We start from the raw sequence: 13,919 nt of genomic DNA, 5'->3' as shown, positions 1-13,919 counted from the left end.
TACCTTCTTGTAAGGTGATGGCACCTGTTACGTCAGTAGTACGGAAGTAGAACTGTGGACGGTAACCATTTAAGAATGGCGTGTGACGACCACCTTCTTCTTTTGATAGTACATATACTTCTGCGTCAAAGTTGGTGTGCGGTGTGATTGAACCTGGTGCCGCTAGTACTTGACCACGTTGTACGTCTTCACGCTTGGTTCCACGTAGTAGTACACCACAGTTCTCACCTGCACGACCTTCGTCTAGTAGCTTACGGAACATCTCAATACCTGTACAGGTTGTTTTTTGAGTGTCACGGATACCAACGATTTCAATCTCGTCACCAACTTTAATGATACCTGATTCTACACGTCCAGTTACTACGGTACCACGACCTGAGATTGAGAATACGTCTTCGATTGGCATTAGGAATGGCTTGTCAACGTCACGCTCTGGCTCTGGGATGTATGTGTCTAGAGTCTCTAGTAGTTCTACTACTGCTGGCTCTCCGTATTTGCCGTCTGAGCCGTTTAATGCTTCTAGAGCTGAACCCTTGATGATTGGGGTGTCATCACCTGGAAAGTCGTAGTCTGATAGTAATTCACGTACTTCCATTTCTACTAGTTCTAGTAGTTCTTCGTCATCTACCATGTCACATTTGTTCATGAATACGATGATGTAGGGTACACCTACCTGACGTGATAGTAGGATGTGCTCACGTGTCTGTGGCATTGGACCATCAGTAGCTGATACTACTAGAATTGCTCCGTCCATCTGGGCTGCACCAGTGATCATGTTTTTTACATAGTCAGCGTGGCCTGGGCAGTCCACGTGTGCGTAGTGACGTGTCGCTGTGTCATACTCGATGTGTGAGGTGTTAATGGTAATACCACGTGCTTTTTCTTCTGGTGCTGAGTCAATGGCTGCGTAGTCTTTGGCTTCGCCACCAGAGGTCTTGGCAGCAACAGTTGCAATAGCAGCAGTTAGTGTGGTTTTACCGTGGTCAACGTGACCGATTGTACCGACGTTTACGTGCGGCTTGCTTCGTTCAAACTTGGCCTTTGCCATGAGTCTTTCCTCTTTTTATGGGTTTACTAAACAAATAGTATTACCAGGTTATAACAAACTAACTAAATATAACAAATTGAGTTTGTGTATCTGAGTTGTTTCGGTTGCAAGCTAGTGACGGTTTGCGCTAGCTATTGCACTTCTTTTAATTAATTTTTTAACACTTTAAAAATTAATCTTTATTGATATAAACAACACTAAAAGGCAACACTAAGTGCTGCCTATCAAATCATTATCGCATTGTTACTGTTAACTGGTGCAAGGTCATTCTCAGCCCTTGTAAGTATTTTAACCTAAAATAATCACCTATTTACTGACGGTATTAACAACCTGTCTAAGCCATGTTAGGCTAAACTTCAAATAAACAATAAACTTTTTTTAATCAATTATTTTTATTTAATTGTTTAATTTAATTATCTTTTTAGTTTAACCATCTAATAAGTTTAACCATCTAAATTCTAATTAAATTAGAGTTATCTTAAATTAGAGTTATCGCTTATTTCTAATAAATACTGGAGCTCATATCGAGAATTGAACTCGAGACCTCTCCCTTACCAAGGGAGTGCTCTACCGCTGAGCTATATGAGCATAAGTTGTTATGTTATTAAACTGCTAAGCGATTGAATTTATAAATTGGAGCGGGTGGCGGGAATCGAACCCGCGCCATCAGCTTGGAAGGCTGAGGTTCTACCATTAAACCACACCCGCAAATCAATGCTTGCCTATACTACCAGTTGTGATATAGAAAAACAATCGAGGACAAACCGTCTATTTTTGTTTATTCTATAACTCAATTATTTATAAACGCTGAAATGACTTGTTGAAAAAGTAAATCAGACGATTGGGATTGATAGTATCGCAGATTTTGGTAGAATAACACGTGAACGTGTTTTTGACATTATACTACTAGAAAATGGTGGTGGGGGAAGGATTCGAACCTTCGAAGCTTTCGCGACAGATTTACAGTCTGTTGGGTTTGACCGCTCCCCAACCCCACCTAAATTGTAAAACTTAAATAAGTATTTTATTTATAGCTTTACTAAAATTGCTAACAGCAAAAACACTCTGAAGAATGGTGCCGACTGCCGGAATCGAACTGGCGACCTACTGATTACAAGTCAGTTGCTCTACCAACTGAGCTAAGTCGGCTTGTTCCTTCAAAGTGGTGAGTATTCTAACAAATATTTTTTAAAACACAAGCCCTAATTGCATTTTTTTTTAAATTATTTCATTTTTTTGTGTTTTTGGCTATTTTTTGGTCTTTTTCATTGGTTTTTGTCTGCGTTAAAGTCGCTTTGGATCTACTGATACACTCATTTCTAGCTTACTTTTATGGCTTTGATGCTTTGATAACCTATCAATACTACCTACCAAACACGCTAATATGAGCGATCACTAATCATTTGAACCACAATTTAAAAACGATAAAAAATTAAAAAACGATAAAAAAATGCCAAACCAAGATTATGCTATCCGTCATGCTAACAATACAAGCAGACTTGTTAGATGCGTTTAGAATTAACCTCAGTTTGGCACAGATTAAAAATTGCGACTTTTAATCAATCACCAATCACAACAGCTTTTAAATCCATCTATGTTATCAATTACATGAGATCACAGGCTGTTATGCATTTGCGACTATTAATACAACCATAAAGCAATGAATAAAGCTGCCAAAATCAACACAATCCAAAGAACAAAGCTATTGCTTTTTGGTTTTGCTTTGTTTGCTGGTACTTGGCTGTTTGCATGAGCAACTGGACGTGGCTCTGGCTCAGAGACCGTATTTGATGCAATCGAGCTCGTATTTTCGATACCTGACAGCTGACCAGTTGCCGCTTGTCTAGCTTTTTCAACTTCAGGATCTGCTTCTTTGATCAATTCTTGTTTGTGTTCAGCATCGTGTTGAGCTTCTTCAGGCGTGGCTACCTCATCTGGAGTATCAGTGGCCGCTGTTGGCTCAAGCGCCTCCTCTAGTTGCTCATCTGCTTCGGTTGCTTCAGGAGTCACTGGCGCTGTGCTACTGGCCTCTGTTGCCTCTGTAACAGCTTTAACCGCTGGCAATACGCTAAACTCAAAGCTTGCAAACTTAACCACATCACCCTCTACCAAAGTCTCGGCTTGCTCAGCAACCAATTGAGTACTGTTAACAAAGGTACCATTTGACGAGCCTAAATCAGTCACCGTCAAGTTGCCATCGGCTAAGACCTCTAGTTTAGCGTGGTTACGAGAAACCTGCTTACTACCAAGAACGATATCGTTGTCCGTACCACGCCCGACGGTCAAGGTGTTGGCAACGCTTAAGGTCAGATCACCTAAGGCTTCAGTAATGGCAACTAACTGCCAAGCTGTTGCTTCATCAGCACCAGTCGTTGCTGCAGGAGCTGCATCTTGTTGTGTTGCCAATACTCTTAGCTTACCAAAGCAAACCACATCACCTGTGTTAACCGCAACCGCTTCATTGGCTGGCGCTTGGACACTGTGTACAAAAGTACCACTGTCTGAACCTAAGTCAGTGACATATAGCTGGCCGTCTTTTATGCTAAATTTGGCATGTTGATCAGCCACTTGCTCACTGTCAATCACCACATCATTGTCTGTGCTACGGCCTACGCTGAGCTCATCGCTGACACCAAAGCTACTGTTACCTAAGCTTTCTGAAATGGCGATAAACTGCCAAGGCTTGGCATCGGCTACGGCACTGTCAGCAACGGTTGCAATAGAAGGTAGCTCAGCGTCTGCTTGAGGTGCTTCTTGTTGTACTTCTTTAACAGCAATTTCTTCTACTACTTCCTCAACTTCTGGCTCACCGGTATTGAGATGCGCTAATACACGCACTTGACCAAAGGTTAAGACGTCATCTGTCTCAACTAAATGCGCTTCGTTTGCGGTTGTTTGGATACTGTTTACCAAAGTACCGGTTTCTGAGCCTAAGTCCGTCACATATAACTGACCATTTTCTAAGCTTAACTTCGCATGTTGCTCGGCCACTTGTTCGTTATCAATGACAACATTGTTGTCTGAACCACGACCAACAGTTAGACCATCGGTTACTTCAACGTCTAGATCACCTAGAGTATCGGTAATGGCAAGCAGACGCCAAACGGCATCGGTATCAGCAGCATCAATTGCACTAGCAGCGGCAGCCACACCGGCTACGCCAGCAGTTGCGCCAGCGGTATCAGTGGTGCTCTGCGCTTCTGTCGCATCGGCATGATGCGTGACTAATACTCTTAACGCACCAAAGCTCACCACGTCATCGGCATGAACCGCAACCGCTTCATTGGCTGGCGCTTGGACACTGTGTACAAAAGTACCACTGTCTGAACCTAAGTCAGTGACATATAGCTGGCCGTCTTTTACGCTAAATTTGGCATGTTGATCAGCCACTTGCTCACTGTCAATCACCACATCATTGTCTGCGCTACGGCCTACGCTTAGCTCATCGCTGACACCAAAGCTACTGTTACCTAAGCTTTCTGAAATGGCGATAAACTGCCAAGGCTTGGCATCGGCTACGGCACTGTCAGCAACGGTTGCAATAGAAGGTAGCTCAGCGTCTGCTTGAGGTGCTTCTTGTTGTACTTCTTTAACAGTTTCAACAGCAACCTCTTCTTCGACCTCTTCCACAACTTCAGACTCACCATCACCGAAATGCACCAAGAAACGTGCTTGACCAAAGGTAAGCACATCATCTGAGTTAACAGGGTGTGGCTCATTGGGCGTAACTTGTGTGTTATTGATAAAAGTGCCATGCACTGTGTCCAAGTCAGTTACCGTTAACTGATCATTTTCTACGTTTAAGATAGCGTGTTGCAGTGCCACTTGATTGCTACTGATAACCACATCGTTATCATATCTGCGTCCAACCGTCAGTTGTTCACCAAATGTCTGCTTTAGATCGCCTAGCGAGTCGCTAATTGCGGTTAACGTCCAAGAATTATTAGCCGAAGTTGTCATGAAGACCTCCATTTTGAATGATTGTTTATTAGGTTGATTGTTAAATTTATATACGAGTTGTTAAATTAGTCATTACCTTATTCGCTTTCTTATTTGCACTAGCTTTATAGCTCATAGCAAATATTAACCTATTTGCAAGACAACGTATGTTTAAACTCTGTTTTAACATTTTAACAGCACTTACAAAAAAGCACCCTGAAATTAGGGCGCCTTAATGATATTAAAGATTCTTTGTATGTCCAGCTCTTTGTGTATCCAGCCAGGCTTAATGCTCACGCGTATTACTAAAGGTCACCTCTGGATAGCGCTCTTGCATGAGCTGTAAGTTGACTCGGCTAGGCGCTAAATAGGTTAAATAGCCACCTCCATCAATAGACAGCTGATCATGCGCTTTTTTCTTAAACTTCGCCAATACCGCCTCATCATCACAGTGAATCCAGCGTACAGTAGCGATTGATACTGGCTCAAAAATACACTGTACTTTATATTCTTCTTTTAAGCGATGTGCCACCACTTCAAACTGAAGCACACCGACGGCACCCAAAATTAAATCATTATTAATCTGAGGCATAAATACTTGAGTTGCGCCCTCTTCGCTAAGTTGTTGCAAACCTTTTTGCAAGGCTTTAGATTTTAGAGGATCTTTGAGCACCACACGGCGGAATAACTCTGGCGCAAAATGCGGAATACCAGTAAAGTTAAGCTCTTCACCTTCGGTAAAGCTGTCGCCAATACTAATGGTACCGTGATTGTGCAAACCGATAATATCACCAGGATAGGCCTCTTCTAGTGCCTCACGGTCTCCGGCCAAGAAGGTCAAGGCATCTGAAATACGCACGTCTTTTCCTAAGCTAACATGTTTCATTTTCATACCCTTTTCGTACTTGCCTGAGCAAACACGTAAAAAGGCGATACGGTCACGGTGACGTGGATCCATGTTGGCTTGAATCTTAAACACAAAGCCACTAAAGGCGGTTTCGTTGGCTTTTACCACACGCTCATTAGTTGGATGGTCTTTTGGTGCTGGAGCGTGCTTAATCAAGGTATCCAGCACCATATTTACGCCAAAGTTGCCCAATGCCGTACCAAACAGCACAGGCGTCATTTCCCCTTTTAGGAACATCTCGACGTCGAAGTCTTCCAGCGCCATTTGTACCAGCTCAAGCGACTCTTCAAAGGCAGAGAATGCCAATTCACCCAAACGCTCACGAATATCAGGATAATCATAGCCGTCACGGGTTTCAATTTCGGTAATTTCACCGCCATGACCTTTGCTATATAAATAGGTCTTGTCTTCAGTCAGATGATAAACACCCACGAAATCTTGCCCCATACCAATCGGCCAAGTAACAGGTACACATTTGATTTTTAGCACGTTTTCAATTTCATCTAGCAGCTCAAGTGGGTCACGAATCTGGCGGTCTAACTTGTTAACAAAAGAGATAATCGGCGTGTCACGCATACGACACACCTCCATCAATTTGATGGTGCGTTCCTCGACCCCTTTTGCGCCATCGACCATCATTAAGGCACTATCGACAGCGGTAAGGGTGCGGTAAGTATCCTCCGAAAAGTCAGCGTGACCCGGTGTATCTAAAAGGTTTACGATATGCTCTTTATAAGGAAACTGCATCACCGAAGTCGTAATCGAAATACCCCGCTCCTGCTCCATACTCATCCAGTCTGAGGTAGCATGACGGTCTGTCTTACGGCTTTTGACCTCGCCTGCGACCTGAATGGCTTGACCCCAAAGCAGTAGCTTCTCGGTCATGGTGGTTTTACCCGCATCGGGGTGAGAGATGATGGCGAAGGTGCGACGTTTGGCAACCTCGATGGCTAATGTTTTTGGATCTACGCTCATAATATGGGTTCAGCTTAAAATATTGTGATATGAAAAGTGATAAAAAAGATTGAGCGTATTGTAGCCGATTTTGGGCAATGATGCAGATAGAATAGACAAAAACGCATGAACACATCACCAACCCATAAAGACATTACTGTTTTAGTAGCTATTCCTGCTTTTCACTACTATCTGCACGTCTGAGTGAGGCGAGGGCTACGGTTTGGCGTGTCGCCTGCTTTGCGCGCCACGCCAAAACCAAGCCCTCGCAACTCACTCAACCGTACAGTATATCCGCTTCAATCAGGGCTAGCGGTCACATCCCTTTCGTACTAACATTTATCGTGATTAAAACTGAAATACAAAACACTAGGTACAGTGAGCGAAGCACGCCCACCAAATACAACCAATAAACCAAACATCATAAATAATCGCTAGGTTACGTTTTATCTTTGCCTCTGCGAGATTTGATAAACCAACCCACCCTATACTTGCTAAAAGATTACCGACTTAAGCTCATCAACATAGTATCTGTTACTTGCAGAACTCATTAAACAAATTATTCACCACAGGACGTGGAATACCATATTTAGGATCGAAATCATCGGCTAACCTTATAGCATCATCTAATCCTATATACTCTTCTGAGCTTACAATCTCTGAGTATGCAGGGTTAGAGTCTAAACAATTTAAGCTGATAATGCCTCTAAAAAAACTCATTTTACCATCTGCGGTTAATGCCACTAATAACTCAGCTGGTTTATCTGAGTTGTCTATATAGCGCTTAATAGTCATTGGATATGCTATCCATGTAGTGGTATACACCCACCCATGATGGTCTTCGTAAATATGGATGCCTGTATTGAATTCTTCACTTGCTGCCGTAGCAGAGGAAGTGCCACAAACTATCATAATACTTATTAAAGTCATTAGTGATACTAGACTTCTCATAAATTTACCTAATTATTATTTCAACCCAAGCTTCAAATATTTTTTACTTATTGATTTTAAATAACTTAATAACTCAGTTTGAAAACCATATCTTACCAATCCTTTATTTAACAACAAACTATAAAGAGCTAAGGACAAGCTTGTTTAAAAAATTTAAACATGAGAAACAGCCATATGATGCTCCTAAGCACCTTGTTGATACTGTGATGAATAGAATTTCCCAATAAACCCAGCTAGGTTTACTAGTAGTTAATTTATTGGTGCATAAAACCACCCTCTTGTTGTGCTTTCAGCTTAATTTACCCAACCCTATTTGTAGTGGTCTGCTCAAATCGTGCAGAAGCATCTATTAAACCTAGCATTAAGTAGTCCTTATTTGTCCCGAGTTTGGGACATTATTCGTTAGTTTTTTTTGATATCATTTTTTTATAGTCATCATTTAGTGTATTAGCTAGTAGGATATATACCTTAAAGAAACCTTTGCAGATCAGAACAAGCCACCCCTAAATCTCAACTTTCACTAAAAAAATATGAAACTGAGGGAAAATATGCTTCCAGTCAATTAGGGCATGAAGATCATCAAGTTCTTCTAAGGCTTCATGATGAGTTGCTAGTGCGTCAGCGAGTCCAAGTTGTCCTGTTTGTTTCCATGCCATGATTGATGCCTTTTGACTTTTAATTATAGTTTTATATAGTTTATCAGTTTTGACCTATGTATGAGTGTTCGTGCAAAGGTTTCTTAAATAATTTTGAGTATAAACTTAATTTTCGCGGTATTTCGTGGTATTAGGTTAGCTGAATTTACTAAAGTATCTGTTTATACTAATTTATTCTACAGTGTTTCTATATTGGTTGGCTATGAACCTTGTTTTTACCTAAATACTTTGTGTTAATGGCCTCTAATTTAATTTTAACCACCCTAGAGCTAGGAGTCTCAAAATGAAAGCTTTAAAACCTTTTGCTACCATTATTATCGCTATTTTAGCATCTGTTACGACTGCTTATGCGGTTACCACTTCCGAACAGCTTGAACTTATTGACGGCTTGAAGTCTATAGTTGACTACTATCCCTCACACGAAAACGATATGTCAGGTAGTCTCGGCGAGTATGATGAAGAAACAGAATCATTCCCATTTACAAGAAATAAAGAATATTCTTTGGTAGCAGTATGTGATGATGATTGTACAGATTTAGATTTATACGTTTACGATAAAAATGGGAAAGTAGTAGGCTATGATGATGATGATACAGCCACTGCTATAGTCGACTTTACAGCAGAGTATAGTGGTGATTATGACGTAGAGGTTACCATGTACGAATGTGAAACCTCAGTTTGCTTCTATAGAGTAAGAAGCTATAGATATTCGGATTAATTCAGTTAATAAAATGAATGTTTGACTTTTTTAGTACGCTTATAATGTCTTACCAGCATTAAGGCTCCTTTAACTGCACAGTTAAGGGAGTTTTTAGGTTTAAGTTTAATGACTTGCATATTTATAGACTTGAACTTGGCAGTATTTTAATAGCTACTTCTAACAATACCAAAAGCTTATATTTGCTAATATGCTTATAATTCTCAGCTAGCTTTTTTGATTAGCAATATACGTTTAGGCTGTCTTGAACTAGCATATCAGATGCCACACGCGAGCATAGCTCCCGTCTTAAATCGGAACGAAGCAGTGCTTCTCTCCACATTAATTAACACCTGCATCCAGACTCGATAAATCCACCCTGCCCAACATTGCAACTCTAGCTTCATATCAATTTACAAACCCCTAGCAAAACCTTACAACCTCAAAACGATAACAACTCCCTTTTTTGTTACCCTAATGATGGTAATGAAAAAGTGGTAGCTTTTAAAATTTATTCAAAACAACAAGAAGGAATCACTATGAAAACTTTATATTCTACACAAGCAACAGTAACTGGCGGTCGTCAAGGCACAGCAAAACTAAAAGACAGCGACCTAACTATCAATATGGTTGCCCCTGGCACAGGTGATGGCAATAACCCAGAACAGCTTTTTGCAATGGGCTATGCCGCCTGCTTTGATAGTGCTTTAAGTGTGGTTAAACAAATGCAAAAAGCTAAATTTGACTCAGAAACTCAAGTAGAAGTGGATCTAAATCAAGGCGAGAACCATGATTATAGCATTGCTGCCAAAATCCACGTCATTGCCTCAAACACCGACTTGAGTGCAGACGACGTACAAAAAGCAGTTGAAGCCGCTCATGAAGTTTGCCCTTATTCAAAAGCTACCCGTGGCAACATTGATGTAGAAGTGACTTCTGAAGTTAAATAGCTTTTGTAGGCTATTTATACAACCTCATTATCAACACTTTGCGTAGGCTGTGGCTTTAGCCCAGCATATTTAGTTATAAAATACATTTGGCTGGGCTAAAAGCGCCAGCCTACAATGGACTGCAATAAGCTGATGATGGGGTTTATATAAAAAAATAGTTTTAAGCAAGTAGTTTGATAGCCTACAAACCCAAATCGTCTATGGCGGTTTGGGTTTTTATTTTTACTTTATACTAGGGTCTGATATTAACCCGATATTAAAGATAAGTTTTAAAGATAACTCACTTGTAAAGACCCTATAGAGTATTCAAATTTTAGTTATAATGACTGTCACAACTATTTAATACAAGCAAAAGCCATTACCCACATAACTAATTTTTTTACTATTATTTCATTAATATCTATTTAATTTTGACTCTAATTTAATTCTCTATTTCTCTATTAAAAAGTGACATCCTATGACTGATAACAACTCAACAAAACCAGAAGCCCCAGACACCACGACTGACACCTCTCACGAAGCCCTTGACCCCAATGTCATGCCAGACTTTCAAGGCATGCCTAATGTGGCGACGATGGATACCAGTCATGTCAATAAAGAAAAACCACCGTTTATTTTAGTGGATGGTTCCTATTATTTATTCCGTACCTATCATGCGTTGCCAAAAACCATGATGAATACTCAGGGTTTGACTACCAATGCCATTCGAGGCACGTTAAACGCCTTGTTAAAAGTGATGCGCCGTTATAACCCAACGCACATGGCGGTCTGCTTTGACACCAAGTCCCCTACTTTCCGTCACACCATGTCAGAAGAGTACAAAGCCAACCGCCCCAAAATGGATGCCGAATTGGCTGAGCAAATTCCGTATATCCATCGCTTGGTTCGGGCACTTGGTATTCCGCTACTTCGTATTGAAGGGGCGGAAGCCGATGACATTATCGGTACCTTAACCCATCGTGCCGTAGAAGAGGGTCACCATGTAGTCATCTCTAGTGGTGATAAGGATATGATGCAGCTGGTCAATGATTGTGTGATATTAGAAGACAGCTTCGCAGGCAAGGTTGTGGATGTGCCCGCCGTAGAAGAAAAATACGGCATTAAACCATCACAAATGATTGACTTTCTTACCTTGATGGGCGACTCATCAGATGGTATCAAAGGTGTGGCAGGCGTTGGTAAAAAACGTGCCAAAGACCTATTGGTAGAATATGGTGATATTGATAATATCCTCGCAAATGCAACCAATATTAAAGGTAAAGTGGGTACTACCTTACAAGAGTCTGTCGAGACCATCGAACAAGACAAACAGCTAGCGACCATCATTACTAATCTTGATTTGGGTCAGGACTGGGATGACTTACTTATTAATACTGACCCCACAGCGCACATTGAAGAGTTACGTGAGCTTTATACTGAGCTTGAATTCAAAAATGAACTGGCATCGCTTGACCATCCAAATCATCCTGCTAACTCAAGTGCCAATAGCGTTGCTGACAGTAAAGCCGATGCAGAATCGCAGGCTCAAATGGCAAAAACCCTGCAAAACCAAAAGCAGGCTGCCATTATTGAACATATTATTGAAAGCAAAGACTATGACAGAGCCTGGCACACTATCTTAGATGAGCCAGCCTTTGATAATTTGGTTGAGAGATTATCCAAAGCCAGTCATTTTGCGGTGGATACAGAGACCACCAGTATCGATTGGCGTGAGGCGGATATTGTCGGCTTGTCCTTTTCCTTACAAGCGCATGAAGCCTATTACATTCCGCTTAATCATAACTTAGAAGAAGATGAGTTAATTAGCAAACAGCTCTCACAAGATAAAGTATTGGCAAAACTAAAACCCATCCTAGAAAACCCCAAAATCGGCAAAATTGGTCAAAACTTAAAGTATGATGCGCATGTATTACGTCGCTATGATATTGATCTGAATATCACTGCAAATAACTGGGAAATGGACACCATGCTTGCCAGCTACGTCCTAAACGCTGCCGCAACCCGTCACGGTATGGATGATTTAGCCCGTCATTACTTGCATGCTCAGACCATCACTTATGAAGATGTCGCTGGTAAAGGTGCCAAACAAGTGACCTTTGACAAGGTAGCGATAGATATCGCTAGTGATTATGCCTGTGAAGATGCAGACATTACTTATCAACTGTTTGAGGTCTTCCAAGAAAAACTAAAAGATGATGAGGTAAACCAACGCCTATTACATCAACTTGAAATTCCAGTGTCACAAATTCTGTGTGAGATGGAAGCCACTGGTATCTTAATCAAACGCACCTTTTTAAATGAGCTGTCACAACGCTTTGATGAAGAAATCGGCGAGCTTGAAAAGCAGGCTTATTATGAAGCTGGTGAAGAGTTTAATTTAGGTTCACCCAAGCAATTAGGCGAAGTGTTATTTGATAAGCTTGGCGTGGTCGGCGGTAAAAAGACCAAATCAGGTCAATACTCAACAGGTGAAGCGGTACTGTCTAAGATTGATCATCCCCTAGCTGACATTGCGCTGGAATATCGCAGCTTATCTAAGCTAAAAAACACCTATACTGACTCACTTGATGCCGTCGCAGATAAAGACACCGACCGTGTACACACCAGCTACCATCAAGCCTTAACCAGTACAGGACGTTTGTCTTCTACTGACCCTAATTTACAAAACATCCCCATTCGTACCAAAACAGGTCGCCTCATCCGTCAAGCCTTTATTGCGCCAGAAGGTCGTGTCCTATTAGCAGCGGATTATTCTCAAATTGAACTGCGTCTGATGGCGCATTTCTCAGGCGATGAAAACTTAACCAAAGCCTTTAAAGATGGGTTGGACATTCACCGTGCCACTGCTGCTGAGGTACTGGGCAAACCCGTGGATGACGTTACTCCCACCGAACGTCGTAACGCCAAAGCCATTAACTTTGGATTGCTATACGGCATGAGTGCGTTTGGACTCGCCAAGCAGCTTGAGATGACCCGCAATGAAGCTCAAGACTATATCAACCAATACTTCGAGCGTTATCCTGGCGTTAGACAATATATGCAGGACACCCGTAGCAGCGCCGTAGATAAAGGCTACATTGAAACCATCTTAGGTCGTAAGCTATATACTCCGGACATCAATCATAGCAATCAGATGGTGCGCCGAGGTGCAGAGCGTGCTGCCATTAACGCCCCACTGCAAGGAAGCGCTGCTGACATCATCAAACTGGCGATGATCGCCGTCAACAACGTATTGCCAGCCGATAGTGCTAAGATGCTACTGCAAGTGCATGATGAATTGGTGTTTGAAGTCGATGCTGACAAGGTCGATGACATTAGCAAACTCATCAAAGATGCCATGCAAAATGTACTTGGCGATACTGCCAAGCAAATGGGCTGGGACGTTGATTTCGCGGTACCGTTATTGGTTGAAACTGGTGTTGGTGATAATTGGGATGAGGCGCATTAAAGAGACTATCTTTTTTTTAGCAGGGGTTGGCTAATAGCTGACTCCTGTTTTTGCTGTTCCCATCTTTTTTTACTGGATAAGTAATGGAACAAAATTAAACACCTATACTTTAAATGTAGAAAAATTTATCGACAGGGAATCACCAATATTAGCAAAAACCCGATTAACTGCATAAGACAACGTATCGAAAGAAACATAATCACAAGGTCTTAGCCAAGCCTGTTTTACCTCCTTCCATAACCGCTCAATGATATTTAGATGCGGACTATAAGGCGGTAAATAAAAGATAAACAAGCCTCGTTCTTGCCAAATGGGTAATCTAGCTTGGATAATCTTGGCATGATGAATACTGGCATTATCCATGACAAT

The 13,919-nt window shown here is 41.5% G+C and carries 8 protein-coding genes, 4 tRNA genes and 1 pseudogene; 3 read left to right on the top strand and 10 right to left on the bottom strand.

Annotation, left to right across the window (positions count from 1 at the left end; translation table 11 throughout):
* From tuf to H140_RS15975, 9 genes and pseudogenes are all read right to left on the bottom strand, one after another.
* Nucleotides 1-1,048, bottom strand: a 1,048-nt coding sequence (gene tuf / locus H140_RS0112930) for an elongation factor Tu (RefSeq protein WP_019672232.1), incomplete at its 3' end; no start/stop codon positions are given.
* A gap of 513 nt (nt 1,049-1,561) precedes the next feature.
* Nucleotides 1,562-1,636 (bottom strand) — tRNA-Thr (locus H140_RS0112925).
* A 46-nt stretch (nt 1,637-1,682) separates the two neighbouring features.
* Nucleotides 1,683-1,756, bottom strand: a tRNA-Gly gene (locus H140_RS0112920).
* Nucleotides 1,757-1,962: 206 nt separating this feature from the next.
* A tRNA-Tyr gene (locus H140_RS0112915) sits at nt 1,963-2,046 on the bottom strand.
* A gap of 75 nt (nt 2,047-2,121) precedes the next feature.
* Nucleotides 2,122-2,197, bottom strand: a tRNA-Thr gene (locus tag H140_RS0112910).
* Between the two features lie 492 nt (nt 2,198-2,689).
* Nucleotides 2,690-5,008 carry an FHA domain-containing protein gene (locus H140_RS15305; RefSeq protein ID WP_019674072.1) on the bottom strand — a complete coding sequence of 773 codons (2,319 nt, stop codon included), beginning with the start codon at nt 5,006-5,008 and terminating at the stop codon, nt 2,690-2,692.
* A 265-nt stretch (nt 5,009-5,273) separates the two neighbouring features.
* A complete protein-coding gene (locus H140_RS0112900; RefSeq protein ID WP_019674071.1) occupies nt 5,274-6,869 on the bottom strand; it encodes a peptide chain release factor 3 in 1,596 nt (531 codons plus the stop codon).
* A gap of 513 nt (nt 6,870-7,382) precedes the next feature.
* Entirely contained in the window at nt 7,383-7,799 is a 417-nt protein-coding gene (locus H140_RS15980) for a hypothetical protein (RefSeq protein WP_156819194.1), read from the bottom strand.
* Nucleotides 7,800-8,344: 545 nt separating this feature from the next.
* A pseudogene (locus tag H140_RS15975) lies at nt 8,345-8,455 on the bottom strand (IS5/IS1182 family transposase); the annotation flags it as partial.
* 283 nt (nt 8,456-8,738) lie between these two features.
* Here H140_RS15975 and H140_RS15300 point away from each other — a divergent pair.
* The 3 genes from H140_RS15300 to polA all read left to right on the top strand — a co-directional run bounded on the left by H140_RS15300 (nt 8,739) and on the right by polA (nt 13,550).
* Nucleotides 8,739-9,173, top strand: a complete 435-nt coding sequence (locus H140_RS15300; protein ID WP_019674068.1) for a hypothetical protein — start codon at nt 8,739-8,741, stop codon at nt 9,171-9,173.
* Nucleotides 9,174-9,691: 518 nt separating this feature from the next.
* Entirely contained in the window at nt 9,692-10,102 is a 411-nt protein-coding gene (locus H140_RS0112880) for an organic hydroperoxide resistance protein (RefSeq protein WP_019674067.1), read from the top strand.
* Nucleotides 10,103-10,559: 457 nt separating this feature from the next.
* Nucleotides 10,560-13,550 (top strand): DNA polymerase I, encoded by a 2,991-nt coding sequence (polA, locus tag H140_RS0112875; RefSeq protein ID WP_019674066.1) that lies wholly within the window; start codon nt 10,560-10,562, stop codon nt 13,548-13,550.
* Between the two features lie 102 nt (nt 13,551-13,652).
* On the opposite strand, the gene H140_RS14725 is transcribed toward polA, so the two are convergent.
* The coding region (locus H140_RS14725) for a transposase (RefSeq protein WP_019674065.1) at nt 13,653-13,919 on the bottom strand (267 nt) is incomplete at its 5' end.

The sequence above is a fragment of the Psychrobacter lutiphocae DSM 21542 genome (genome assembly GCF_000382145.1).
In the GTDB taxonomy this organism is placed as follows: Bacteria; Pseudomonadota; Gammaproteobacteria; order Pseudomonadales; family Moraxellaceae; genus Psychrobacter; species Psychrobacter lutiphocae.
The sequence above is the reverse complement of the archived record's forward strand: the minus strand, read 5'-3'. Positions and strand labels throughout refer to the sequence as shown.

What these genes read in the sequence shown, in the direction of transcription:
- H140_RS15305 (WP_019674072.1), bottom strand. Translation starts at nt 5,008, where the DNA reads ATGACAACTTCGGCTAATAATTCTTGGACGTTAACCGCAATTAGCGAC.
- H140_RS0112900 (WP_019674071.1), bottom strand. Translation starts at nt 6,869, where the DNA reads ATGAGCGTAGATCCAAAAACATTAGCCATCGAGGTTGCCAAACGTCGC.
- H140_RS15980 (WP_156819194.1), bottom strand. Translation starts at nt 7,799, where the DNA reads ATGAGAAGTCTAGTATCACTAATGACTTTAATAAGTATTATGATAGTT.
- H140_RS15300 (WP_019674068.1), top strand. Translation starts at nt 8,739, where the DNA reads ATGAAAGCTTTAAAACCTTTTGCTACCATTATTATCGCTATTTTAGCA.
- H140_RS0112880 (WP_019674067.1), top strand. Translation starts at nt 9,692, where the DNA reads ATGAAAACTTTATATTCTACACAAGCAACAGTAACTGGCGGTCGTCAA.
- polA (WP_019674066.1), top strand. Translation starts at nt 10,560, where the DNA reads ATGACTGATAACAACTCAACAAAACCAGAAGCCCCAGACACCACGACT.